A 24,207-nucleotide genomic window follows, 5' to 3' on the forward strand; every position below is an offset into this window, starting at 1 on the left:
TACAACTTATAAGCGGATCATATCCGCGGCGCGGCGCTCCGCCAGGCGGCCGGAGCCGGGCCGGGCCAGGAATTCCCCGCCGTCCACGATGAGCTCGCCCCGCCGCAGCACCTGGTCCGCGCGGCCGTACAGCCGCTCGCCGCCGTAGGGATTCCAGTCCACCGGGCTGTGCAGGGTCTCGGGAGATACCACACAGGAGGCCTCCGGATCGAAGATGACCAGGTCGGCGTCGCTGCCCGCGGCTATGGCGCCCTTCCGGGGCCACATGCCAAAAATCCTGGCCGGGTTGGCGGAGAGCAGCTCCACCAGTCTGGGCAGGCTGATGCGGCCGCTGCGTACACCGTATGTATACATGGCCGCCAGCCGGGTCTCCATGCCGGGCAGGCCGTTGGGGGTGCGGGTAAAGTCGTTCTCTCCCACAGCCTTGTTGGCCAGGGTGAAGCCGCAGTGGTCCGAGCTGACCACACTGATGAGCCCCTCCCGGACGCCCTCCCACAGGGCCTCCTGGTCCTCGGCGGAGCGCAGCGGGGGGCTGCAGATGAAGTTGGCGCCGTCGGGGCGGCTGTACTTCTCATCGGTCATGGTCAGGTAGTGGATGCAGGTCTCGGCGCAGACGTGGACGCCCTCCGCCCTGGCCTTGCGCAGCAGCTCCAGGCTCTCCTTGCAGGACAGGTGGAAGATGTAGAGATTGCCGCCGGTGGCCTTGGCCAGATAGATGGCCCGGTTGACGGCCTCGGCCTCCACCAAATTGTACTTGCAGCGGGGGAAGTCCGCGGGGGAGGTGCGGCCCTCCGCCTTGAAACGGTCGGAAAAATAGCAGCACATGGCGTCGTTCTCCGCGTGGACGCCCACAATGCCCCCCTTCCGGGCGGTGATGGCCAGCGCCTCCAGCAAAGCAGCGTCGCTGGCCATCCGGTTCTGGCGGGAATAGGTCATGTACAGCTTGACGGAGGGAGTGTCGTCTCCGATCATCTCCTCCAGCTGCTCCAGGGTCTCCCCGTCCACCCGGGTGGGGCAGGCGTGGATGGCGTAGTCGGTCACCGCGCCCTCAGAAAACTGCTCCTTGCGCGCGGCGCAGGTATCCCGGATGCAGCGCTCCTTGTCCCACTGGATGCCGAAGTCGCACACGGTGGTCACGCCGCCGAAGGCCGCCGAACGGGTGGCGGTATAGAAGTCGTCCCCGGCGTATTTGCCCTGGAAGGGATGGTGGATATGGACATGGGGGTCGATCATTCCCGGCATCACCAGCTTGCCGGCGGCGTCCACGGTTTGTCTGGCCTCGCCCAAAGTGCCGCGCAGGCCCACCGCGGCGATCTTTTCGCCCGAGACCGCCACATCGTAAGGGCAGGTCCCCTCGCTGGTGACTACCGTTCCGTTTTTGATGATGCAGTCAAACACAGCGCTCACCTCTTTTACGCGTTCAGGCAGTCCTGAACGGCCTTGAGCACCACAGGGATCATCTCGTCCTTCAGGTCATTGTGGCAGATCATGCGCACGTAGGCGGGGCCCACGGGCTTGGCCTTGACGCCGAAGCCGTCCAGCTTCTCCACAAACTGTTTGGCTGTCAGCCCCACAGGCGCGGTGTCGATGCGCACCACGTTGGTCTGCACCTGGGCCATGTCGATGCCCAGGCCCAGCTCCTTCAGGCCGGCGGCCAGAGCCTGGGCGTGAGCATGGTCCTCGGCCAGGCGCTTGTAGTTGTTCAGTCCCACGATGCCGGCCGCCGCCACGACGCCGCCCTGGCGCCAGCCGCCGCCCAGCATCTGCCGCATGACCCGGGCCCTGGCGATCACGTCTTTGGGGCCCATCAGGATGGAGCCGATGGGGCAGGCCAGGCCCTTGCTCAGGCACAGGGAGACCACGTCCACCTTCTCACAGAGGACCGCGGGGTCCATATCCAGGGCCACGGCGGCGTTGAGCACCCGGGCGCCGTCCATGTAGACGGGCAGGCTGTGCCGGTGGGCGAAGTTGCCCGCCGTGTTGGACACTCTGGAGGGGATCCCCGACTCGCGCAGGGCCTTGACACAGGCACGGATGGGCAGCGTGCTGAAATAGGCCGCGGGTCCCTCTTCGTCCAGCGTCTCATTGAGGGCCATGTAATCCTCATTGTCGGGGATGGGGAAGTCGGCCACATTGAGCGCCACCCGCTCCATACAGGCCATGGCGCGGTTGTCAGCCAGGCCCACGCCGATGACGATGGAGGGATTCCACTTCTCGATCTCCGCCTCCACCGCCGGCATGCACAGCTTCCGGCTCACTGGAAAGCTGGCGCTGCGGAAGCCATATCCTTGGTCATGCTCATGCCTCTGTCGCTGGAGAAGATCATGGGCACCATGGAGGCGATGGTGGTCAGGGTGGTCATCAGGATGGGCCGCAGACGGGTGGCGCCCGCCTGCACCAGGGCGTCCTTCAGCGGCATGGTCTGCCGCAGCTGGTCAATGGCGTCGATGAGGTAAATGCCGTTGTTCACCGAAATACCTACCAGCATCAGCACGCCCATCAGGCCAATCATAGAGAGGTCGCGGCCCAGGAGGAACAGGAACCCGAAAGAGCCAATGAGGCTCAGAGGGATACACATCATCACCATGATGGACAGACGCGGGGCGCCGAACTGGATGGCCATGACCAGGAACACCAGGAAAATGGCGGTTGCGATTGCCCCGATGAGGTCGTCGGTGGTCTCCTGGGTGCTCTCGTCCATGACGCCGGTGGCCAGGGAGACGCCCTCGGGCAGCTCCAGCTGGGCTACGGCGGCATCGATGGCGTCCCCGGCGCTCTTGGAGCCCGTGCTGGTGGTGGTGGCGGTGACGGAGGCGATATAGTGCCCGTCCTCCCGCAGGATGGAGGGCAGGGTGGTGACATACTCCACATCGGCCAGGTCACGCAGGGAGAGCTGACGGCCCGAGGAGGTCATCAGGGGGAAGTCCAGCAGATCGGTGATGGTGTCATACTTGCCCTCGGGGTACTCGATGATCACATCGTACTCGCTGTCGCCATACTCCAGCTCGGTGGCGGTCATGCCGTTGAGGGCGTAGTAGACCTGCCCGGCGATAGCCTGCTCGGAGGAGCCGGCGGCGATGGCCTTCTGAGAGTTGATGACGATCTTGCCCTTGACCCGGCTCTGAGAGAAGTCGTTCGCCACGTCGATGACGCCGGGGGTCTGGCGCATGACCTCCTCGATTTGGCTGGCGGCCACTTTCAGGTCGTCCAGGTCGTCGCCCTGGACTTCGATCTCCTTGCTGTTGCCGCTCATAGAGGTGCTGATGCTAGCGCCCGAGCCGCTGGTGGGGCTCACTGAGATTTCCATGCCGGGGGTGGTTCCGAAGCGGGTGACATACTCCTCCACCGCGCTCTCGCTGGTGCGGTCACAGTTCTCCACGGCGTAGGCGGTAAAGGAGGCCGAGCTGCCCGAACCGGACAGGCTCAAGCTGCTGCCGTTGGAAATCTGGGTGATGACCTTCTCAAACTTCTCATCCTCCAAAAGAGCCTGCTCGATCTCCTGGATATTTTCATCCATGACCTCCAGCTTGGTGCCCGAGCGGAAGGAGACCGAGATAGAGATGCTGCCATCGTAGTTGTTGGGCATCATGATGATGTCCATTTGGGTCAGCATCCCGATGGCCAGGGCGAAGCAGAGCACGCCCACCATCACCACCCGGCCGGGGTGGCGCAGCAGCTTGGGCATGACGCTGCGGTAGCCCTTTTGCAGGCGGCGCATGAACCGGTTGATGGGAATGTCCTCCCTGGCCACGGGCTTGAGCCACATATAGGCCAGGGGGACCACCACCACGGCGGAGAGGAAGGAGCAGATGAGGCAGAACATGATGGTCCAGCACAGGGGGCCGGCCAGCTGTCCGATGAGGCCCTTCAGCATGGCCAGGGGCACATAGACCACCACGGTGGTCAGCGTGCCGCCCAGGATGGACATGATCATGGTGGAGTGCCCTGGACGGCGGCCTCCTTGGGAGTGAGTCCCTCGGAGCGGTAGCGCATACAGGCCTCCATGACCACGATGGAGTTATCCACAATCATGCCTATGGCGATGATAAGGCCGGCGCCCGTCATCAGATCCAGGTTGAACCCGGCGTAACTCATGCAGATCATGGCCAGCAGGATGGACAGAGGCATGCTCATGCCCACGATCAGGCTGGCCCGGACGTTGCCGAAGAAGAGGAAGATGACCACCATGGTGCAGATGACGCCGATGATGAGGGTCTGAAGCACGTTGCCCATGGTATCCCGGACGTTCTCGCCCTCGCTGTAGATGGTGGTAAAGCTCACCCCGTCCACGCTGTACTCTTCCAGGGTGGACAGGACGCGGCTGCAGACATCCATGGTGGCGGCGCTGTCCTGCTTGGTGACGCTGAGCATCACGGTCCCCTGGCCGTTATACCGGGTGATGCTGCCGGCGTCCTCTTGGTAAAAGTCCAGGAAGGTACACACATCGGACATCTTCACGGTATGTCCGTAGGGGGTCTGGATGGGCAGGGAGCGCAGGCTCTCCAGCTCGGTGGTGACGCTGCCGTAGACGCCCAGGGAGACATCTTGGCTGCCCTGGGAGACACTGCCCACCGGCATATCGAAGTCGGCGCCGGCGATGGCCGAGCCCAGACCGGAGATGCTGAGGCCGTACTGCTTCATGGCGGCCTCATCCACCACGATGCGGATGTAGTCCTCCTGGCTGCCGGTCACCGACACCTGGGCCACGCCCGAGAGGGACTCCAGCGCGGGCACCACGTCCTCGTCCAGGTAGTTGCTGATGTCGAAGTCCCCGGGTGCGGAGACGGTGAGCATCATGGTGGACATGGACATGCTGTTGGTGCTCAGTTTCATGATAGAGGAAACGAAGCCTGGTACGGTCGCTGGTGGTGGGCACGGTGCTGATCGCCCTCTCCGCCGTTATCACCATCACCATTGTGCAGCTCATCTACCTCAAGATGGGCAGCGATCTGGCCCTGGAGAAGCCCCTCTTTATCCTGACGTTCCTTGTCACCGCCGGGGTGGTGGGAGTGGCGGCGGGCGCCGTCAACTATCGGCTCAACCAGAATCTATCCCGCCTTACCCGGGGCCTGGAGGCGATAGCCGACGGGGATTTCTCCGTCCGTCTGGACCCGTCCAAGGCCGGCCCTATGTCCTCCACGTACGAGGACTTCAACAAGATGGGGAAGGAACTCCAGAGCATCCAGACCCTCCGGGAGGATTTTATCAACAATTCCTCCCACGAGTTCAAGACACCTATCACCGCCGTCCAAGGCTTCGCCGAACTTTTGCAGGAGCCGGACCTCACTGAGGAGGACCGGCGGCAGTACACCCAGATTATCCTGAACGAGTCCACCCGGCTGGCCAGCCTGGCCGACAGTGCCCTCCTCCTCACCCACCTGGAGGCCCAGCAGGTCATCCCGGACCAGGCCCCCTACGCCCTGGACGAGCAGATCAAGCAGTGTGCCATCCTCCTGTCCGGCCAGTGGGAGAGAAAACATATCGCCTTCTCCGCCGAGCTGGAGGAGGCCTCCTTCGTGGGCAACCAGGAGGTCATGCGCCATGTGTGGCTCACTCTGCTGAACAACGCCATCAAGTACACCCCCGAAGGGGGTGAGATCACGGTAACCCTGACCGTCTCGGCCGGGGAGATCGCCGTCCGGGTGTCGGACACCGGCATCGGCATGGACGAAGAGACCCAGAGGCACGTGTTCGACAAATACTACCAGGGGCCCGCCGGAAAAAAAGGCCAGGGGCTGGGCCTGGGGCTCGCTATTGTCCATCGCATTGTGGAATTGTGCGGCGGCAGCATTGAAGTCCACAGCGTGGCGGACCAGGGCAGCACGTTCACCGTGCGTCTTCCCGAGGGGGCTGAGAAAGGTCCCTCCTGCCCCTGATCTCCCCGCCCAAAAGCGCGTGAAAAAACCAGGATCCGATACGCTGCCTATCGTAGAAGCGCAAGGTGACAGGGCGAGCGGTTTTATCAAAAAGTTGACAGACAGGGGATCAGTGCCACACCCCGGAAAATAAGGGCGGCAACGATGTGCTGATCGCAGTGCGGGACTGCTATAAGATCTCGGGGGTTGCTTATGAATCCTGATGGCGCAGCGGTCTGCTCCCGCAGGTACACGCCGGTGAACCAGGGGGCCTCCAGGCATTCAGGCAGGATACTAAGGGTTTCAACGGATGCCGTCCGTGCCCCGCTTTCCCGGGCCCGGACGGTATCATCCGGGCAGCCGCAGAGGCCCGCGAGGTTTTTTTGTGTCAAACCTTTACTGACCCGCGCCCTTTGGATCGCATTTGAATTATTCTGGTGCTGGGTGCTGAGGGTCGTTGATCTGCAAGAGTGGCCCATACTCTCTCTGAAATGTTTTGGGTCGCTGATGTTGTTGGCGGAGGTCGGGTTGCCGGTGTTATCCATCAAAAACTCCGCCAAGCGCCCCAGCGCGATAGGGTTGCTGAGACGGTATTTCTGTACCAGACCCCGGTTGACAATGGTTTCATAGACGTCCATGCCCTCCTGACGGCCCATGAATACCATATCGCCGTCGGAATGGGCGATCCCACGGACGTCAACCTTGCAGATGGCGTAGCCATACTGACACCAGTAGGCGGGGCCGGGGGCCTCAAAGCCCTGCCAGCCGGACACCCGATTTTTGGAGAAGCCGGTCTTGGTCACATGGGAATTCGTGTTGAACGGGCCGCCCCGTCCCACAGGGGGATGGCCATATCCTCCTGGCACTCGATGTCGATGGGCAGGGGCATGGCTCCCTAGGCGTTGACGCTCCCCTTTGGATAGACCCGCCGCCGGGAGATCAATATCCTGTCCCAGGGTCGGCAGAACGTGCTGTTCCTGAAGCTGGAGCGGCAGATGCTTCTTCACTACCAGACCGACAGCCAGAGCGAGGCGAGAAGATCCGCCGCACCTTCGTCATCGGCGGCGAGCCTTGTCATAGTGCCCCGAACTGCAAATACCTCAAAAATCGGAGAATCCTCGGTTTAGGGATAACATCCCCGCCGAACACATGAAAAATGGCCTGAGAGCGGATCGTATCGCCCTCGGGCCTTTTTATACCCAAAAATGAAAACCTCGTTCAGCGCATAGCGTAACGGCCTGGGACCTGTCTCCCCCAGCATAGAGCGCTGCTCCACCAGGCCGGTCCCGACACCCGGCCCCTCCCCTCCCCGGCAGGACGGGAGGTCCCTCCGCGCCCCCAGCTCCCTTGCCAAGAGCTGGACGGCCTCCCCGGCACAGACTGTTGTTTTCCCCGTACCGACCTTCTCCGTGAGGTCAAAGAACATGCGCAACAGCAGTTGCAGCCGGGTTCAGCGCTAGTGTCCGCAGCCGCCCATGGAACAGGGTGTCTCGCCACCCCATACTGCATCTATACTGACCGGACGATTCCAAAGAGAGACAGATATTCGATGGGCCGAGGGCAACGTTTCAAAAGCCCTCTGATCCCAAGGCTTCGCAGAAACGCAAAACCTCCCGGAAGCGTGGTGCCGGCGGAAATTTTCCGGAAACAGACGGTTTTTCCAGTGAGCATACTATGCCGTCTGAACGCTTCCACGTTGAAAGAAGATTCTTATATGGCAAATCATACACTCAACCCGAGGGTCTGCAACGCCCTCGTCGATCAGCTCGACAAGCTGGCCCGGTACAACCGCTAGGGCAGCTACCGAACTCCCCACTGTAAATGGGTACTTCCGTTCACAGCGGAGGAAAGGAGGTCGCGCGGCTCTGGGCCCGTGAAAAGAGTACATAGGAAGCCAAGAAAAAAGGGGCAGCAATATGAGATCCATTACTGCTGTCCCGGTTATCCCAAACAGTTATGAGCGCTATCCCACCTATAAGGAGGCCACCCTGCGCATCGCCCAAAGCTCCTGGCCCTGGGCCGTTCCATGCGGATCGGGAAAATCCTGGGCCTCACCTGGGACTGCGTGCAATTCTCCGGGATGAAAAAAGTGACGGAAAAGCCGCTTTTCCATCACATCTGCCGAAAAATAATAAACCCCTCAAGCCTCGCGGCTCAAGGGGTTGACTGGAGCTGCTACCCAGATTTGAACTGGGGACCTCATCCTTACCAAAAAGCCCTCGGCAGTTTTGCGGAATACCCATTCATACTATATTGTACCGGGAAGTGCCTGTCCTGCAAGGCTTTGCAAGGTGGGCGCTTCCCTTTTTGTGTTACCTCATACCCGCTCGGTTTGAGGTATTTTAGGGAGTTTGTTGGAAGATTTGTTGGAAGTTTTCTGGCCTTAGAAGTTTTTCCGCACGATTGATGATTGACCAAAACATTTGGATGCAAAGCACCCGCCGCAATATTTTTCTATTCTGCAACAGGTCCGTTGCGGGAATAAGATTTGAACTTACGGCCTCCGGGTTATACGGATCCCCAGTTTAGCGCCATCAGTGAATAGTCAAACTAAGTGCAACAGGAATTGAGTTCAAAGTCCCACAGTTCCTGAGCAGAATGAAAGTTTAAAACTTTGTGAGGCCTGGCGTTGATCAACGCCAGGTTTCGCTTTAGTGCAGCAGGAGCTGCGCGAGAAAGATTTCTTCCCTTTGGATAAAACTCCCGAAGCATGCCGTTCAGATTCTCGTTTGTGCCTTTTTGCCATGCACGATATGGATCGGCAAAATACACGTCACAGTGTAGTCTCTCCTCAATTCTGCGCCAGTTTGCGAACTTGGCTGGACCTGTTGACAAAAGCAAAAATTCTGCCGAAACCCACAGGTTTTCTGGCAGAATATTGGAGTTGGAGATGGAAAAAGATGGCATTTACCATTCTCTTAAGGTTTAGGGCCATGGCAGCAAGGAGACATTCTTCCGTTGCTGCAAGAATGCCCCTTTTTCGAATTTTTGAAATGCAGTGTTCCCGTTTCAAGACGGAGAACCTGCCCTCTGCCCAGATTTTACGCAGCCGCATCATGGGTAGGAATTCAGGAGTTCCCACGCGCTGATGTCCTCTGAAAAATGCTGGATAGCAGCTGCTGGCCAGCACCCTGCGCCGAACTCCAGCCTTGTCAAAACAGTTCGGCCGTTTGGAACAGTGCATACAAGCGTCGCCTTCGACTTAATAGCACCGCAGATATTTGCCGGTCGATTGATTACAATTTAGCCTGTGGTATGTAAGAGAGACTCCTTCCGGACAGATGAACGCGTCCGTCTGTGGGTTGTAGGAGAATCCATATTTCTCAGGTGCATTGGAGAATTAGATCGCGGGGATGTATCCAGTAATGCCTAGAAGCTCCAGCCCCCGGTGGACAGCACCAGTCTTATATCCACGATCCAGAGCAAGTCGTTTCATTGGGACACCAAGATCTATTTGCCGTTCCAAATGCCGCAAGACCAGAATACTTTCTTTCTCGTTGGCAGGATATACATCAACACCTGTTAAAATACCCTGTTTGCAGTCCACAGCAGCTTCCGTCAGATACCCAATGCCGCGTTTGCTGCCGTGATTGATATAGCCGCTGTCTGGATCTGTCTGGCTGGTGGTGCGACGCTTCTTTGCAATTCTTGTTGGCGGCTTTTTGAACCCCGGCTGGTTGGAAAGCTCTTCATCCAAGGAATCGAGATAGCTTTGCATACTTTGCTCAATTTCTATTTCTACATCGATCCAGCTTTCTCTTGATACATTGGCTGGAATGTAGCTTCCGTCCGCAGCCATGGCCTTTCCATCTATAAGGCCGCCAGCTATGCACTGTTTCACGATTTCATAAAAGGCTTTCTGAAAAAAGTTGCTCTGCTGCCATTTGCGTGTCCTGGTTTTGCTGAATGTGGAGTGATCCGGGATGGCGTCATCCAGTTCGAATCCACAGAACCATCGGTAGGCGATGTTGAGCCGAACTTCCTCTACCAGCCGTCGCTCTGATTTAATACCATACAGGTATCCGATCAAGAGCATTTTGAACATACTGACGGGATCCACAGATGGGCGGCCAGTCGCCGGATAGTATGGTGCAAGAAGTTTATAGATGAAGTCAAAGGATACCAGTTGGTCTATTTTTCGCAGCAGGTGGTTTTCTGGAATCAGTGACTCTATATCCACGAAAATCATTGCCATTTGTCTGCTTTGACGTCCCATCACGCCACATCCCTATAGTTATTTTACCATAGAAAGGGTTTATAGGCTACTTTGTCAACAGGTCCATCATTCTACAGTACCAAAAGCAAAGCAGATGCCACACGAAAGGCCGAGAAATACAAAGCCAAATACGAATTGGAGCAGCTCTGCGGCGGTACCCCCGAACGTCCCCTTGTTCTATTCCAGGATTGGGCTATCCAGTGTCTGGAGCTCTACAAAAAGCCCTATGTGAAGAGTAATACCTACAATGGTACCTATCTGGCTCCCACCAAGCTGCACCAGATCCCTGTGTTTGGCTCTATGCTGCTGGACACCATCCTCCCCATCCACATTCAAAGGTATATCAACAACGCCGCAAAAAAGTATGCACCGAAGACCGTGAAGCGGGCCTATCCCCAGGCGGAATATGACACCGTGTATGCCTTTGCCAAAACACATCCAACGGTCTGGCAATTATGCTGCTGATGGAGCTTGGAATCAGCAGCAGTGAGCTGCTGGGCCTTCGCTGGGAGGACTTTGATGCCGACACCGGAGTCCTGCATATCCGCCAGGGTCTCACGGCATACCGCAATCCGGATGATCAGGCCTGGATTCTCGACATCCAGGGTCTGAAAAACAAATACCGTCGACGGTCTATTCTTATTGTGGACGGAGATCTTCGCCATCGTCTGCGGGAAAAGCCCAAGGAGATCACCATACCTCCAGGTGCAGCGTCGCTAAAGGTACGGTCGTTAAAACTGAGTACATTTTCCACAGCCTGGAAGGATTGCCCTACCGACCTCACAACTGGGGTCACCGCATCTACGATGCTTTCATGGAAGACATGGCGGCCAAGTATCCCGACATCCCCAAGTTGCCCCCGTGAGCTTCGTTACACCCGGACCACTCTGTGGCTCGCCCAGGGTATATCGCCTTACATGGTAGGGAAGCTGCTGGGGCACAGCGGCACGCAAATGCTTGCACCGGTCTACGATCACACCACCGTGGACACGCTTAAAAATGTCCTCACCGGCACCTGACCGATAAAAATTCAGCGGAGGAGCATGGCGTTCCTCCGCTGTATCTGTGTCGTGTCGTATTTTTGTCGTATGTTTCTTTTTTATGCCGCTCAGTCAAAAAAGAAAAACCCTCCGGTCCTTGCAGCCCAGATGGTTTTCTTGGTGGAGACTACTGGACTCGAACCAGTGACCTCCTGCGTGTGAAACGCACTCGCAGACCAAAGTCAGCCTTGAAAACCCAGTATTTTCAAGGCCTGCTCTGTTTTAAATTCGATAATCCAGAGGTAGTTATAGATGGGCTGCTGTCGTAATTTTGTCGTACCCTCCGGCAGCTGCACATTAATCCCAGTGACTTTGATTACCAAGCTATGGGTGAGCTGGAGATTAGAGCCTGCGATCCCATGGTGAATCTGCTGGCTCTCCTGAGTAGTCGGGGAGGTAAGGCTGAAGTTGGCCGTATTCCGCAAAATACTGGGGCCGATTTCCAGCCAGGGGAACTTTAAGAGTGAAAGACCGTCCCGGAGAGCAAAGCGGCAGAGGCTACGGCACAGCGGTATGGGCATTGAAGATTACCCGGTGGCTGCCGTATCTTTTTGGGCTTGAGGCTCTTTTGTTTCGTCAAAAACGTTAATTCTAACCCTCTTTCTCCATTCCCTTTTAAATATTTTGCAAAAAACACTTGCTTTTTCGGGTTTCATAAGATATAATCTTCAAAAAAGAGATTCAATGACTTTATCAATTTATAAGTCATTGAATGAGATCTTCGTTTATGACTCAATAGAAGTCTGCTATGGAGGGAAGAAATGAGCAGAGAAAAGTCGCTTTCGCACACGGTTTTAAGCGAGCAGGTAAAGCAGGCGCTCATAGAACTGATTCAGAATTCAGATGGGGCAAACAATAAACTCCCCCCCGAAAGCGAACTGGCCAAACAGTTCGGCGTCAGCGTTGCCGTGGTCCGGGAGGCTCTCCTTCTGCTGCGGGAGGAAGGCATTGTAACCAAACGGCATGGTTCCGGCAATTACTATCATAAAACCATGCTTTTGGAGCGCGACCAGTATCTGGGCCGTATGCCGGGATACTTATCCATCCTGCAGGCTCAAGGATATGCGCCTACTGTAGGCGTCCCCCACTGTGAAACACGGCTCCCACCGGAAGAGGTCCGCGTAAAGCTCCAGCTCGAAAAGGATGATCTTACATTCTTCTACAGCAGAACGATCTATGTAAATGAAAGGCCGGCGGTCTATGGCCAGAACTGGCTGCCCCTGAAACTGTTTCACACCTTTCCGAAGGAGTCGGAGAGCCTGTTTAACGTCTTTGATATTATCCGGCTTTGTATCCAGGAAGAAATTGCTTACGGCGATTCTGAGTTCATTCCCGCTGTCTCCAATGCTGTTGACGCCCAGCAGCTTGGCATTCCTTTAAACAGTGCCTTTATGTTCCAAAACGGAGTGTCTTACTCCCTGCAGAATAAGCCTCTGGCTTACAGCTCCGATAAGATCAATCCCGAGTTCATGCGCGTGAGGATTCTCAGCCGCCCCTGATAAAGCCCGTCCGATTGCAACCACCGTCGCAGTCTCAGTTGTCCGAAACGTAAAGACCTCATGAGTCTTGAGTCTAAGGAGGAAGGTGCAATGAGTTTAGAGATAAAGAATGTCTCAAAACGCTTTGGCATGGTTCAGGCCAACAAGGATATCAGCTTTCGCCTTGAGGACGGGGAAGTCCTAGCCATTTTGGGGGAAAATGGTGCCGGAAAGACAACCATGATGCGAATGATCTACGGCCTGGAGACCATGGACAGCGGCTCCATTGAAGTGGACGGCAGGCCGGTAAAGATTACATCCCCAAAGGAAGCGATCCGCCTCGGAATTGGCATGGTCCATCAGCACTTTATGCTGGTAAATCACTTTACTGTGACACAGAACATGATGCTCGGCCTGCGGGAGAAAGCCACCGAGCTGTTTGACGCCAAAGAGCAGAGCGCGCGCATCAAGCAGGTCTTTGACGATTATGGCTTCTCCATGGATCCGGACACCTTGGTGGGCGATCTGCCTATCGGCCTTCAGCAGCGGGTCGAGATCATGAAAGCTCTCTTCAAGGGCGCACAGACGCTGGTTTTGGACGAACCTACTGCGGTGTTGACTCCTATGGAGATTCGGGAGCTTTTCCAGACCATCCGCAAGCTCACCGCCCAGGGAAAGTCGGTCATCTTTATCAGCCATAAGCTGGACGAAGTGATGGAGATCAGCGATCGGGTGCTCGTGCTTCGCCAGGGCCAGGTCGTGGGGGCGCGTAAAACAGCGGAGACCACAAAGGAAGAGCTCATCCGCATGATGATCGGCCGGGCCTTGTGCCCCATGGTCAAGGATCAGCCGGATGAGACGCTCAAGCGGTATCCCGTTTTGAAGCTGGAGAACCTCTGCGTCCGGGGAGAGCACGGCAAACAGCTCCGGGATGTTTCCTTCCAGGTCTATAACCACGAGGTGCTGGGCATCGCCGGCGTGGACGGCAACGGTCAGAACGAACTGGTCGAGGCCATTACAGGTCTTCGGAAGGCCCAGTCCGGACATGTGTACCTCAACGAAGAGGAAATCACCAACCAGTCTCCCCGTCAGATCCGGGAGCACAAGCTCTCCCATATCCCCGAAGACCGCCACGCCAGAGGCCTGATCCTCTCCATGGATCTGGTGGGCAACAGCATTCTGGTCAACCATGCCCGTCCCCCCTTTTCCAGGCGGGGCTTCCTGAACCAGAAGCAGGCCTCCGCCTTTGCCCGGGAGCTGATTCGGGATTACCAGATCAGCACCCCCAATGAGCGGGCAAAGGCCGCCTCCCTGTCCGGCGGCAACCAGCAGAAGGTGGTTGTGGCCAGGGAGATCTTCCTCGACCCCGAGCTTCTGGTGGCTGTCAAGCCGACCCGCGGCGTCGATATCGGCGCTACAGAGTATATTCACCAGTGTATTCTGAAGGAGCGGGAAAAGGGGAAGGGCATCCTGCTGGTATCGGCCGAATTGGATGAGATTATGGCTCTGAGCGATCGGATTGTTGTAATGTTCAATGGTGAAATGACAGGCTGTGTCTATGCCGATCAGGTCACCCAGGATGATCTGGGCGCCATGATGACCGGTGTATCAAGAGATTTCAGCGCCCTGTCACCTGTGAGGGGAGTCAGATCATGAAAGCTGCAGTAAAACGCATACTCCCAGCGGTAATGGTTCCCATTCTCGCCCTTGTGTCCGCTTTCCTTGTCAGCTCCCTCTTCCTGGCTCTGGCCGGCTATGACGTCCTGCAGGCTGGCGCCGCCATTCTGGAGGGCACATTCGGTTCCCAGCGGGCCGTCTCCCAGATGCTGATGAAGGCCACTCCGCTGATGCTGATCGGCGTCGGCGTCGCCATCGCCTTTAAAGGCTCGTCCTTTAATATCGGCGCGGAGGGCCAGTTCTTTGCTGGAGCGCTGGGCGCCACCCTTCTGGAAGGCGTCCTCCACGAGTCCGGTCTCCCCTCCTGGATTATGATCCCCTTGCTGCTGTCCGCCGCCACCCTTTTCGGCGGCGTCTGCGGCGCGATCCCCGGCTATCTGAAAGCCAAGCGGGGCGCGTCCGAGGTGGTCACCTCGGTTATGATCTCCTCCATCATGGTATTGCTGGTGGGCTATCTGGTAAACGGCCCCATTCAGGAGCCCAACAAGGTCTACTCAGAGTCGCAGGAGATTGCGGTATCCGCCCGGCTGCCCTATATCTGGGGCAACACCAAGCTGCACGCCGGAATTCTGATCGCCCTGGCGGTGGCCGTCCTGGCCTACATAATGCTGGAAAAGACGACCTACGGCTTCAAAATTAAAATGGCCGGACAGAGCGCCCTTGCGGCGGAGTACGCCGGCGTCAATCCCAAATTCATCTGCGTCTCCACCCTGGCCATCAGCGGCGCCATCGCCGGTCTGGCCGGCGGAATCGAGGTCCTGGGTCTGAGCTGGAAACTCTATGTGAGCATCTCCCCCGGCTATGGGTACAACGCCATTGCCGTGGCCCTTCTGGCCGGACTGAACCCCCTCGCCATCATTCTCAGCTCCCTTCTGTTCGGCGCGCTGAACACGGGCTGCAATCAGATGGCCCGCACCATCGGCGTTCCGTCCTCCCTGTCCTCGTTGCTTCAGGCCCTTGTGCTGTTGTTTGTCGTAACGTACACCGCTTTACAGCCTCAGTTCTCCAAGTATCTGAAAAGGAGGGGCAGCAAATGCTAGAACTCATCGGCAGTAATATCGGCTCTATTCTGCAGTCTACCATCCGGCTGGCCGCCCCGTTCATTCTGGCGGCCGTGGGAGGCCTTTTCTCTGACATGGCCGGCGTCAGCAGCATCGAACTGGAGGCGGTTTTACTGATGGGCGCGTTTGCCGGCTTTGTAGGCGCTTTTTTCAGCGGGAGCCTGCTGCTGGGAATGCTGCTCGCCATGGCGGCCGGAGTTGTAATCTGCGCGATCTACAGCTATCTGGTGGTGGGTATCGGCGCGCGGGCCGCCCTGGTCGCAACCGCGCTGGTTCTCTTCGCCACAGGCTTTTCCAGCTTCTTTAACCGGGCCCTCTTCGGCGTGAGCACCGATGTGGTCAGCATTACGGCGCTGCCCGATCTCCGCATCCCGTTTTTGTCGGATATCCCCTTCCTCGGCCCCATCCTGTTTCAGCAAAATCTCCTGGTCTATCTGGCCTTCCTCCTTGTCGCCGCCCAGTTCTTCTTTTTCAAGCGGACCATGATCGGTCTGGAGTGGCGCTCCGTCGGTGAGAATGCCAACGCCGCCGACACCGCCGGCCTTCCCGTCCGCCGGTACCGGCACATCGCCGCACTGCTCACCGGCGCCATCGCAGGCCTGGCAGGCGCCTACCTGTCTATCGCCTCTTCCAACGTCTTTGTGGAAAAGATGTCGGCTGAGAAGGGTTACGCCGCCTTCGCCATCATCATTCTGGGGAAATACACCCCGGTGGGCGCCATGCTGGGCTGCCTGCTCTACGGCTTTGCCGACGCCCTACAGCTCAGCCTGCAGGCAATGGGCGTGGAAGTGCCCAATCAGTTCCTGCTGATGCTTCCCTACGTCTTTACCCTTGTGGTCATGTGTCTTTCCGGCCGTGGAAACGCCCCCGAGGGACACGGAAAATACTTTGCCAAGAAATAACCCGCTCCCCCATACTCCGCACGCCATTCTGTCACAAAGGAGTGAACATGGCCTATGCCTATCACTGCGGTAAAAGAATCCGTCGACGCCCTTCTGCAGGCCCGGGGAGAGCGTTATATCCAGTGGGGAACCACCCTGCAATGCTTACCGGAGCAGGGCTTCTGTGAGCGCCAATCCACCGCGTTTGTCATGAAGACACTGGAGCAGATGCATCTCACCTCTCTGGAGCCGCTGCCCATCTCCGGCTGCATCGGCAGGTTAAAAGGTGGCCGCCCCGGTCCCACCGTCGCCGTGCTGGCCGAGCTGGACGCGGTCTACTGCCCGCAGCATCCGCTGGCCGACAGCAAGACCGGTATGGCCCATGTATGTGGACACCACATGCAGGGGACCATGCTGCTGGCGGCGGCAGACGCCTTTTCCACCCCGGAAATCCGGGCTCAGCTGCCGGGAGAGCTGGTCTTTATGGCCGTCCCCGCGGAGGAGATGCTGCCCCAGGAATTTGTGAACAAGCTCCGGGCCGAGCAGGGCATTGTCTACCCCAGCGGCAAAAAAGAGCTCATCCGCCAGTCCTATTTTCAGGGGATTGACGCGGTTATCTCCACCCACGCCTACACGGAGGGCCCCCCTGTCCCCGATCAGTTTTACATCCAGACCTCCTGCAACGGCTTTGTCAGCATCCAATGCACCTTCCGCGGCAAGGCCGCCCACACCGCCGAGTGTCCCTACGACGGCATCAACGCCCTGAACGCCGCCATGCTGTGCATCAACGGCCTGCAGGCCATGCGGGAGACCTTCCCCGACGGAGAGGGCATCCGTATGTCCTACATCCTTACCGACGGCGGCGTCAGCCTGAGCACCGTACCCGAAAAGGCCGAGCTGTCTGTCCAGCTCCGGGCCAAAACCCACGAAATGCTGGATCATCTGTCTGACCGCACGCAGGAGATCGCCCGGCACGCGGCGGCCATGGTGGGCGGTTATGCCGAGGTGGAGGCCTCTATGGGCTATGAGCCCTTCCGGGGGGATGAGGAGCTGGCCGCCCACCTGGAGGCCGCTGCGGAAGCGCTCGGCGTCCCCGCCGTCCGCAGCCCCCACGGCGTCTACTGCACCGATCTCGGCAATGTATCCCAGATTGTCCCCACACTCCACTTCTCTGTCAGCGGTTTTACCGGAAACCTGCACAGCGCCGACTTTGCCGTCGCCTCCCCGGTCTCTGCTTATGTGCTGCCCGCCAGAGCGGTGGCCCGTACCATTCTCAACCTGTTAGGAGGGAAAGCCTGATGCACACTCCGGAAAACGCCCACACCATTACCGCCTATGTCTACCGCAGCCGAACCCGTTCCCTGCAGCCCTACAGAATAGACAGCGCCCACCCCATTTCTGTCATGAGTCTGGTCGCGCAGCTCCACCAGAAGGATCCCACCCTGGCCTGCCGAACCTCCATGTGCTTTCACGGAACCTGCGGCTCCTGCTTTATGAATGTGAACGGCCAGGATGTGAAGGGCTGCACCGTACTGGTCAATCCGGGTGAGACCGTATATCTCCGCCCTCACAGCAGGTACAAGATTCTGCAGGATCTGGTGGTTGACTTTAATCAGCCCCTCACATCTGACGAATAAGGAGGCAGCGCAATGCAGGCAATCAGCACAACCCGTTCAGCCGACGTACTCGTAATCGGAATGGGGGCCTCCGGAACCCGGGCCGCCCTGGCCGCGGCCGAGGCGGGCTCCTCTGTCTTGATTACTAACAAAGGGCCCGCCGGCCGTTCGGGAATTACACTCACCGCCGGCGGCGGCACCCAGGCGCCCTTCCACCCGGAGGACAGCCCGGAGCAGTACTACCAGGACACCATCGCCTACGGCTACCAGCTGGCCGACAGGAACCTGGCCTGGGCCCTGGCCCGGGACTCCTGCCAGCGGGTTCACGACATGGAGCGCTATGGCGTCCGCTTCCGGAAGGATGATCAGGGCGCGTACATCCTCAGCCGTTTCCCCGGCCACACCTACCCCAGAAACATCGGCTTTCACGGCGGCGGCATCGGTATGCTGGGCCCGCTGAAGAACAGCTGTCTGAAGCACCCCAACATTTCGGTGCTGGACGATTTTCTGGTCACCGGGCTGATTGCCTCCCGGGACGGCGGTATCGGCGGCGCCCTGGGGTGGAATCTGAAGACCGGGGAGCTCACCCTTCTGGAGGCCCCCGCCGTCATCATCGCCACCGGCGGCTGCCAGCAGCTCTGGGCCGTCACCGACTGCCCGGCGGACTCCACCGGCGACGGTCTGGCCCTGGCCTACCGGGCGGGGGCCCGGTTCGTGGACATGGAGATGATTCTCTTCTACCCCTCTGTGATTGTCTGGCCGCCAGCGGCCCGGGGCGCCTTTGTCCACTACGAGTTCCTCGCCACTGACCGCCTGGACGGAGATATTCTGGACAGCAGCGGTGCCGCCGTCCTCCCCAAAAATCCCATCCCGGTGCGGGACGCGGCTATGCGGCTGATGAACCAGGCCATTATGGAGGGCCGCGGCGGTCCTCACGGCGGGTTGTTCTGGTATGTGGGCGACTCTCCCAAGGGAAAGGAATTTGTGGCCCAGTACCTGGACAACCAGCAGTACGGCTACCTGCGCAAGCAGGGGCTCGATCCGGTCAACGACAAAATCGAGGTCGCGCCGGGCGCCCACTATCAGCTGGGCGGTGTCCGGATTGACGCCGCCTGCCGGACCAATGTGGACGGTCTGTTCTGCACGCCGGAGGCCGCCGGCAACTATGAGGGCGCCAACCGCCTCAGCGGCAGCGCCCTGGGCGGCACCCAGGTGTTCGGATACCTCGCCGGCTGCTCCGCCCACGCCTGGGCCGCCGGTCACCGGGGCGTCCCGCTGGATCCCGCCTCTCTGCAGCGGGAGTCGGAGCGGGTCCTCACCCTCTTCGATGACGGCCGGAAGCCCTCCAACCCCTGGCAGCTCAAATCCCACCTGCAGCATCTGGCCCAGGACGCCCTCGGTGTGGTCCGCTCCGGGGAAAAGCTGGCCGCGTTCATGGAGGAGCTGGACCGCATGGAGGCCGAGCTGGACGGCTACCGGATCCGGACCGGCGCCGGCTTCCAGCAGCCGCTGATGGATCTTCTGGAGCTGCGCTCTCTCATCGAGACCGCCCGGCTTGTGGCCGGCAGCGCCATGACCCGCACCGAATCGCGCGGGCACCATTTCCGGGAAGAGTATCCCGCACGGGACGATGAGAACTGGCTGAAGCATACCTGTGTGCAGCAGCAGGAGGGAAAGCCTGTCTTTTCCACCTGCCCAATCTGTATGGAAAAGGAGGAGGACTAACGCTCGCGGCATACCAGCACGCTCTTCAGCCACTACAGAAATCATTCTGCATTACTATGAAAAGGAGAGACTACTATGAAGGCGACATGGAAAAAAAGACTGTCTGTACTGCTTGGCGCGGCGCTCCTGATCTCTGGCCTGGCCGCCTGCGGCTCAACGGGCGGAGGCGCCCCTGCCGGCTCCAGCGCCCCCAGCGGCGGTGACGGGGACAAGGTCTACAAAATCGCGGCGCTGATCCCCGGCTCGATCAATGACGGCGCCTGGGGAACCATGGGCTACAATGCCGCCAAGGCCGCCGCCGAGACCTGCGGCGCGGAGTTCAGCTATGTGGAGACCAACTCCCCGGCCGATGTTCTGGAGGCCGTGGAGGACTACTCCGCCCGGGGCTATGACCTGATTTTCGCCCACAGCAACGACTACCAGGACGCCTGTGAGCGGGTCGCCGGCCAGTATCCCGACACCCACTATTTGGTGACCAGCGGCCGCATCAATACCGAAAACATCACCGCCATGTCCAACCGGGCCTATGAGGGCGCCTATCTGGCCGGCGTCATTGCCGCCAAGACCACCACCACCGGTAAGGTCGCCTATATGGGTCCCCAGGAGCTGCCCAACATCAAGGAATCCATGATCGGCTTCCAGCAGGGCGCCCAGGACACCGACCCCTCTGTTGAAGTTGTTCTGACCTTTGTGGGCTCCGGCACCGACGTCAGCAAGGCCAAGGAGAGCACGCTGGCCCTTATCAACAACGGCGTGGACATCATTCTGGTCAACGCGAACAAGGCTGGCGAGGGCTGCTACGCCGCCGGCATGGAGAATCTGGGCAAGGTAATGATGATCTCCGCCAACTCCAGCCGCTTTGACGATTTCCCGGAGCTCATGGTGGCCGCGCAGCCCAACGACTACTCTCCTGGCGTCACCGCGGTCCTCAAGGACGTTATGAACGGCACCTTTGAGAGCGGCTCCTACTCCATGGGCGTCGCTGACGGCGCCATCGCCTGCGTGCTCAGCCCGTACATGGAGTTCTCCGATGATGTGACCCAGGCCTACGAAGCGGCGAAGCAGGGGATCACGGATGGCTCTATCGTGGTCTGCCGGACGGAAGAAGAACTGGCCGCCCGATGAGCCATATCTGTGAGGAATCGCCCGCCTATACCGCGGAAGATCACGCGCTGCTCTTTGGCGTTATCGCGAAAACCGTCTGCGACACCCTGGGCGAGTCGGCGGCCCCCCTCCTGAAGGAGGCGGTAATCCGCTACGGCACCCAGCGTGGAAAGCGCATGCGGCTGAGAGCGGAAAAGGACGGTCTGCCCATCTGCATGGCGACCTATCTGCTCTACCGGGAGTATCAGCTCCGGCCCGGCCAGTTTTGCAGCACAAAGGGCTGGAATGACCAGGGCGATATGCAGGACTGCGCCTTCAAGTGCCCCTGGGCGGAGACCTGGGAGCGGTACGGCCTCTCCCGGTACACCTCCGTCTACTGCCGCAACATCGACCCCGCCCTGGGCCGGGGCTTTGATGAGTCGGTGGTCATCGACTCAAAGGCCAATCTCACCGACGGCGCGCCCCACTGTGACATCTGGTTCCGGGGGGCCGCCCAAACCGAGGGCGTCTCGGCGGAGGGACTGGATTTGGATCGGCGCGCGCGGCTGCCCTGGGACTATCATCTGGCCCATGTCTACCGGGTGTTTTCCGATACGCTTCAGGAACTTGTGGGAGGGGAGCTAGCCGATCAGATTTTAGAGCGCTCCTGCACCTGCTTTGCCCAACACACTCAGCACAAGAATCCCTGTGCGTTCCTCTCTCTCACCGATATGAATTTTGAGTCCATCGGTGATTATTGAGGAGGCGGCTTAAACTGATCGCCAGCAAAGACTAATTGTCCCGCGCTGAGTGCAAAAATTGATTTGTCCTAATTTCGGATCGCGTCAAAGAGGCTAAAACCGTGATTCCTCACGATTTTAGCCTCTTTTTTATACGCCCGAAGGGACTCAAATTCTGCCAGGCAAGGCTTATCAACTGACACCTAATCTCTGTAAGTATTGCGATCACTCGCTTTTCGCTAAAGAAAAGTTTATTTCGTGTTAGGGTGTGTCAGGTGATCCCGCCATGGTAAGGGTCAATGTACTTCTAAAATTTTATCGTAACTCTTGGTACTATATCACTGGTTACAGGCAAGAGTACAGACTCTTCCCAACACCAGGAAATAGCGGTACGATTACAAAGGGAGGGCACAAGAATAATTATTCTTGTGCCCTCCTTGTATTTTTTTAAAATTTGGAAATATGGTCAGACTGCAGAATAAGGACCTTACAAAAGGTCCACCCCATACCATGCAAGAGATATCCGTTCATATTTTTCTGTATTTTAATTATAATATGCACATATTTTAGATGAAAAAGTTCTGTATTTTCGGGATTCTTTCTATTGCGTCCATCGCGTTTTTGCCCAGTCTGGGTCACGGTTTGGGTCAGACGAAAATCACCCCACGTCCAGCATAGCGAATCCCCTCCTTCAGCACGTTCTGATAGAACGGCAGGAAATCCGCATACCGCCGGAACTGTGCCAGTGGCACAACGTGGACAGAAACCGTGATGTCGTGGTCAAGGCTGAGTGTGCTTGCTACTCCAGAAACCGCACGCCGCTGCGACGCGATCTGTTCCTGCGTCAAATCTGCGGTCAGAAGAATGTCAATATCCGACTCCGCGGTAAAATCGCCGCGGGCATAGGATCCGTACAAAATTGCATCGTGGATGCTGTGCCCTAGAATTGGATCACAGGCGTGATAGACGATCTTCAAAATCTCAAACGCCTGATTGCGCGTACACATATTGACACCTCCCCTTCTGAACTTCTTATTTGCAGTATACCCCAAAGTGCGCTGGAATGCAAATCTGCTACAAAGCCCGGCTTGCTGGTTTGAATTTTATATATTGCCCATTGAATTTTCAATAATCGAATTATTTATTCGATTTTATTGTTTTGTATTGCTATTTTCTGAAAAGGCGGTTATACTGAGTACTGAGGTGGTATCTGTGAATGAAACTCCTGTTATCCGAATCCAACGGGCAGGCATTCGGAATTTTAGAAATGTTGAATCCGGCGAAATTCGTTTTCCATGCAATTATAGCGAGGATATTTTTGCGCCGAAAGCTGATGTCCTCGGCATTTATGGTCAGAACGGCTCCGGCAAAACAACATTTATTGATGCACTGGAAATCCTGAAAACGCTGCTGTCCGGGCAAAAGGTCGGGGCAGAACTGTCAGACTGCATTTCCTACGGACAAGAGAAAGCCGAACTGCAATTTGAGTTCAGCATCCTCAAGCTGAATGAGGGCAATGTAGTATATAAGCGGCGTCTCATCTATTCTGCTGTTTTGAGTAAAGATGCCATTGATGAAACCGTCAAGTGCGCCACAACCAGAACTGATTCAGCAAAAACAGCTTGGATGAAACCAATCTTCGAGTGTACGCACCAGTCAGAGGACGCTGTGTTCTCACCACAAGTTAGGCTGGAATCGTTATTCGGTTCGAAGCAAAATGCAAAAATGAACGAGCTTCGTGTTATAAAATTACTGTGCCAAAAGGAGCATCGGTCCTTTCTTTTCTCCCCAGAGTTCCTGAAAATGCTTCATGATGTAGCGCAGGAACATGACGATAAAGTTGAACCGCTGTTCGAACTGTCCAACTTTGCAAACACATCATTCTTTGTCATCTTGAACCGAAATAACGGGCTGATCTCGCTGGATGCAGCAATTCCTGTTAATTTCAGGACAGAAACGGCTGGCGGTACGTTTGCACTGCCGATTGATCAGCCAGTTACAATCCCAAACCGCTTTTTGGAAATCATACAACAGGTCATAGCAACTATCAGCACTGTTCTCTGCGAAATTGTTCCCGGTGCACAACTGTCACTTGTGGAACTCGGTACGGAGTTGATGGAAAATGGCGAGCAAGGCACAAAAATCCAGTTGGCAAGGGAGCTTTCCTGCGCCAATGGTAAACTGCATCTCCTACCTTTAAAATATGAATCTGAGGGCATTAAAAAAATCATCTCCGTTCTGCATTTGTTGATTGCTGCATATAATAGCCCGTCCATCACACTCGCGATTGACGAGCTGGACTCCGGTATCTACGAGTATCTGCTGGGAGAATTGCTGCGAATCATGCAAAAATCCGGCAAGGGGCAGTTGATTTTCACCTCGCATAATCTCTATCCGCTGGAAACATTGGAAAGCAATTCTATCGTCTTTACAACGACGAACCCAAGCGCTCGATATACTCGCATCAAAAGCGTGCGGGCAACAAATAATCTGCGCTCCATGTACCTACGTGAAGTCATCCTTGGAAGCGATGATGATGCATCTCTCTACGAAGAAACCAATGTGTCCGAAATCGCGCACGCAATGAGAGTAGTCGGCAAGCGTATGGAGAGCCTTTCTTTGTCGGGGGACGCATCCTCGGAGGTGTCCAATGGCTAAAAAGAAGGTTATGCTCTTTATCGTAGAGGGGCCAACAGATGAAACCAGCCTTTCTACGGTTTTGAACTGTAAATTTCGGGTTATAAAGTCCACTTGCACGGAGTTTCCGGTCCATCTTCACGGATAAACAAGTCCACCGTCACGGTGAAGGAGTCCGGCTAAATCAGAGCCTTTATA

Annotated in this window: 20 protein-coding genes and 1 pseudogene; 13 read left to right on the top strand and 8 right to left on the bottom strand. The window is 57.4% G+C overall.

What is annotated here, in order from left to right:
- Window positions 1–6: 6 nt before the first annotated feature.
- The 3 genes and pseudogenes from hydA to ACTNBZ_RS10195 form a co-directional block, all read right to left on the bottom strand.
- The gene (gene hydA, locus ACTNBZ_RS10185) at window positions 7–1,398 is read right to left on the bottom strand and encodes a dihydropyrimidinase (protein WP_441209613.1); all 1,392 of its coding nucleotides are present in this window, start codon (window positions 1,396–1,398) and stop codon (window positions 7–9) included.
- A 14-nt stretch (window positions 1,399–1,412) separates the two neighbouring features.
- Window positions 1,413–2,240, bottom strand: coding sequence for a beta-eliminating lyase-related protein (locus ACTNBZ_RS10190; protein WP_441209615.1), 828 nt, complete (start codon window positions 2,238–2,240; stop codon window positions 1,413–1,415).
- A 14-nt stretch (window positions 2,241–2,254) separates the two neighbouring features.
- Window positions 2,255–4,833, bottom strand: a pseudogene (locus tag ACTNBZ_RS10195) (efflux RND transporter permease subunit).
- A 44-nt stretch (window positions 4,834–4,877) separates the two neighbouring features.
- Here ACTNBZ_RS10195 and ACTNBZ_RS10200 point away from each other — a divergent pair.
- On the top strand, window positions 4,878–5,876 hold the full coding sequence (locus tag ACTNBZ_RS10200) for a HAMP domain-containing sensor histidine kinase (protein ID WP_441209617.1): 999 nt from the start codon (window positions 4,878–4,880) through the stop codon (window positions 5,874–5,876).
- Between the two features lie 86 nt (window positions 5,877–5,962).
- Here the strand turns inward: ACTNBZ_RS10200 and ACTNBZ_RS10205 are convergent, their stop codons facing one another.
- From ACTNBZ_RS10205 to ACTNBZ_RS10220, 4 genes are all read right to left on the bottom strand, one after another.
- Entirely contained in the window at window positions 5,963–6,658 is a 696-nt protein-coding gene (locus ACTNBZ_RS10205) for a helix-turn-helix domain-containing protein (protein WP_441209619.1), read from the bottom strand.
- A gap of 1,747 nt (window positions 6,659–8,405) precedes the next feature.
- The gene (locus ACTNBZ_RS10210; RefSeq protein ID WP_441209621.1) at window positions 8,406–8,762 is read right to left on the bottom strand and encodes an IS30 family transposase; all 357 of its coding nucleotides are present in this window, start codon (window positions 8,760–8,762) and stop codon (window positions 8,406–8,408) included.
- The gene (locus tag ACTNBZ_RS10215) at window positions 8,647–9,039 is read right to left on the bottom strand and encodes a transposase (protein ID WP_441209623.1); all 393 of its coding nucleotides are present in this window, start codon (window positions 9,037–9,039) and stop codon (window positions 8,647–8,649) included. Before ACTNBZ_RS10215 ends, ACTNBZ_RS10210 begins: the two co-directional genes overlap by 116 nt.
- A gap of 156 nt (window positions 9,040–9,195) precedes the next feature.
- Entirely contained in the window at window positions 9,196–10,071 is an 876-nt protein-coding gene (locus ACTNBZ_RS10220; RefSeq protein ID WP_441209625.1) for a transposase, read from the bottom strand.
- Window positions 10,072–10,122: 51 nt separating this feature from the next.
- Here ACTNBZ_RS10220 and ACTNBZ_RS10225 point away from each other — a divergent pair, with 51 nt between their 5' ends.
- The 11 genes from ACTNBZ_RS10225 (at window position 10,123) to ACTNBZ_RS10275 (ending at window position 21,393) form a co-directional block, all read left to right on the top strand.
- The gene (locus ACTNBZ_RS10225; protein WP_441209627.1) at window positions 10,123–10,536 is read left to right on the top strand and encodes a hypothetical protein; all 414 of its coding nucleotides are present in this window, start codon (window positions 10,123–10,125) and stop codon (window positions 10,534–10,536) included.
- The gene (locus ACTNBZ_RS10230) at window positions 10,527–11,090 is read left to right on the top strand and encodes a hypothetical protein (protein ID WP_441209629.1); all 564 of its coding nucleotides are present in this window, start codon (window positions 10,527–10,529) and stop codon (window positions 11,088–11,090) included. Before ACTNBZ_RS10225 ends, ACTNBZ_RS10230 begins: the two co-directional genes overlap by 10 nt.
- A 782-nt stretch (window positions 11,091–11,872) precedes the next feature.
- Window positions 11,873–12,610, top strand: coding sequence for a GntR family transcriptional regulator (locus ACTNBZ_RS10235; RefSeq protein ID WP_441209631.1), 738 nt, complete (start codon window positions 11,873–11,875; stop codon window positions 12,608–12,610).
- A gap of 90 nt (window positions 12,611–12,700) precedes the next feature.
- On the top strand, window positions 12,701–14,245 hold the full coding sequence (locus ACTNBZ_RS10240; RefSeq protein ID WP_441209633.1) for an ABC transporter ATP-binding protein: 1,545 nt from the start codon (window positions 12,701–12,703) through the stop codon (window positions 14,243–14,245).
- Window positions 14,242–15,306: an ABC transporter permease gene (locus tag ACTNBZ_RS10245; protein WP_441209635.1), complete on the top strand. Its 1,065-nt coding sequence runs from the start codon at window positions 14,242–14,244 to the stop codon at window positions 15,304–15,306. The genes ACTNBZ_RS10240 and ACTNBZ_RS10245 overlap by 4 nt, the downstream gene beginning before the upstream one ends.
- A complete protein-coding gene (locus ACTNBZ_RS10250) occupies window positions 15,300–16,229 on the top strand; it encodes an ABC transporter permease (protein ID WP_441209637.1) in 930 nt (309 codons plus the stop codon). The genes ACTNBZ_RS10245 and ACTNBZ_RS10250 overlap by 7 nt, the downstream gene beginning before the upstream one ends.
- A gap of 54 nt (window positions 16,230–16,283) precedes the next feature.
- A complete protein-coding gene (locus tag ACTNBZ_RS10255) occupies window positions 16,284–17,507 on the top strand; it encodes an amidohydrolase (RefSeq protein WP_441209639.1) in 1,224 nt (407 codons plus the stop codon).
- Complete coding sequence (locus ACTNBZ_RS10260; RefSeq protein WP_441209641.1) at window positions 17,507–17,845, top strand: 2Fe-2S iron-sulfur cluster-binding protein; 339 nt, start codon at window positions 17,507–17,509, stop codon at window positions 17,843–17,845. The genes ACTNBZ_RS10255 and ACTNBZ_RS10260 overlap by 1 nt, the downstream gene beginning before the upstream one ends.
- Window positions 17,846–17,857: 12 nt before the next feature.
- Window positions 17,858–19,549 carry an FAD-binding protein gene (locus tag ACTNBZ_RS10265; protein ID WP_441209643.1) on the top strand — a complete coding sequence of 564 codons (1,692 nt, stop codon included), beginning with the start codon at window positions 17,858–17,860 and terminating at the stop codon, window positions 19,547–19,549.
- 75 nt (window positions 19,550–19,624) lie between these two features.
- A complete protein-coding gene (locus ACTNBZ_RS10270) occupies window positions 19,625–20,674 on the top strand; it encodes a BMP family protein (RefSeq protein ID WP_441209645.1) in 1,050 nt (349 codons plus the stop codon).
- Window positions 20,671–21,393 (top strand): L-2-amino-thiazoline-4-carboxylic acid hydrolase, encoded by a 723-nt coding sequence (locus tag ACTNBZ_RS10275; RefSeq protein ID WP_441209647.1) that lies wholly within the window; start codon window positions 20,671–20,673, stop codon window positions 21,391–21,393. The genes ACTNBZ_RS10270 and ACTNBZ_RS10275 overlap by 4 nt, the downstream gene beginning before the upstream one ends.
- 626 nt (window positions 21,394–22,019) lie before the next feature.
- Here ACTNBZ_RS10275 and ACTNBZ_RS10280 read toward each other — a convergent pair.
- On the bottom strand, window positions 22,020–22,379 hold the full coding sequence (locus ACTNBZ_RS10280) for a nucleotidyltransferase domain-containing protein (RefSeq protein ID WP_441209648.1): 360 nt from the start codon (window positions 22,377–22,379) through the stop codon (window positions 22,020–22,022).
- A 205-nt stretch (window positions 22,380–22,584) separates the two neighbouring features.
- On the opposite strand from ACTNBZ_RS10280, the gene ACTNBZ_RS10285 reads away from it, so the two are divergent.
- Window positions 22,585–24,030 carry an AAA family ATPase gene (locus ACTNBZ_RS10285; protein WP_441209650.1) on the top strand — a complete coding sequence of 482 codons (1,446 nt, stop codon included), beginning with the start codon at window positions 22,585–22,587 and terminating at the stop codon, window positions 24,028–24,030.
- Window positions 24,031–24,207: the final 177 nt, after the last annotated feature.

It is taken from the genome of Pseudoflavonifractor sp. HCP28S3_F10, from assembly GCF_052065415.1.
GTDB lineage: Bacteria > Bacillota > Clostridia > Oscillospirales > Oscillospiraceae > Pseudoflavonifractor_A.

Coding starts and splice junctions, on each gene's coding strand:
- ACTNBZ_RS10190 (WP_441209615.1), bottom strand. CDS start 2,240: ATGCCGGCGGTGGAGGCGGAGATCGAGAAGTGGAATCCCTCCATCGTC.
- ACTNBZ_RS10210 (WP_441209621.1), bottom strand. CDS start 8,762: ATGCCATCTTTTTCCATCTCCAACTCCAATATTCTGCCAGAAAACCTG.
- ACTNBZ_RS10215 (WP_441209623.1), bottom strand. CDS start 9,039: ATGCACTGTTCCAAACGGCCGAACTGTTTTGACAAGGCTGGAGTTCGG.
- ACTNBZ_RS10220 (WP_441209625.1), bottom strand. CDS start 10,071: ATGGGACGTCAAAGCAGACAAATGGCAATGATTTTCGTGGATATAGAG.
- ACTNBZ_RS10230 (WP_441209629.1), top strand. CDS start 10,527: ATGCTGCTGATGGAGCTTGGAATCAGCAGCAGTGAGCTGCTGGGCCTT.
- ACTNBZ_RS10235 (WP_441209631.1), top strand. CDS start 11,873: ATGAGCAGAGAAAAGTCGCTTTCGCACACGGTTTTAAGCGAGCAGGTA.
- ACTNBZ_RS10240 (WP_441209633.1), top strand. CDS start 12,701: ATGAGTTTAGAGATAAAGAATGTCTCAAAACGCTTTGGCATGGTTCAG.
- ACTNBZ_RS10245 (WP_441209635.1), top strand. CDS start 14,242: ATGAAAGCTGCAGTAAAACGCATACTCCCAGCGGTAATGGTTCCCATT.
- ACTNBZ_RS10250 (WP_441209637.1), top strand. CDS start 15,300: ATGCTAGAACTCATCGGCAGTAATATCGGCTCTATTCTGCAGTCTACC.
- ACTNBZ_RS10255 (WP_441209639.1), top strand. CDS start 16,284: ATGCCTATCACTGCGGTAAAAGAATCCGTCGACGCCCTTCTGCAGGCC.
- ACTNBZ_RS10260 (WP_441209641.1), top strand. CDS start 17,507: ATGCACACTCCGGAAAACGCCCACACCATTACCGCCTATGTCTACCGC.
- ACTNBZ_RS10265 (WP_441209643.1), top strand. CDS start 17,858: ATGCAGGCAATCAGCACAACCCGTTCAGCCGACGTACTCGTAATCGGA.
- ACTNBZ_RS10270 (WP_441209645.1), top strand. CDS start 19,625: ATGAAGGCGACATGGAAAAAAAGACTGTCTGTACTGCTTGGCGCGGCG.
- ACTNBZ_RS10275 (WP_441209647.1), top strand. CDS start 20,671: ATGAGCCATATCTGTGAGGAATCGCCCGCCTATACCGCGGAAGATCAC.
- ACTNBZ_RS10280 (WP_441209648.1), bottom strand. CDS start 22,379: ATGTGTACGCGCAATCAGGCGTTTGAGATTTTGAAGATCGTCTATCAC.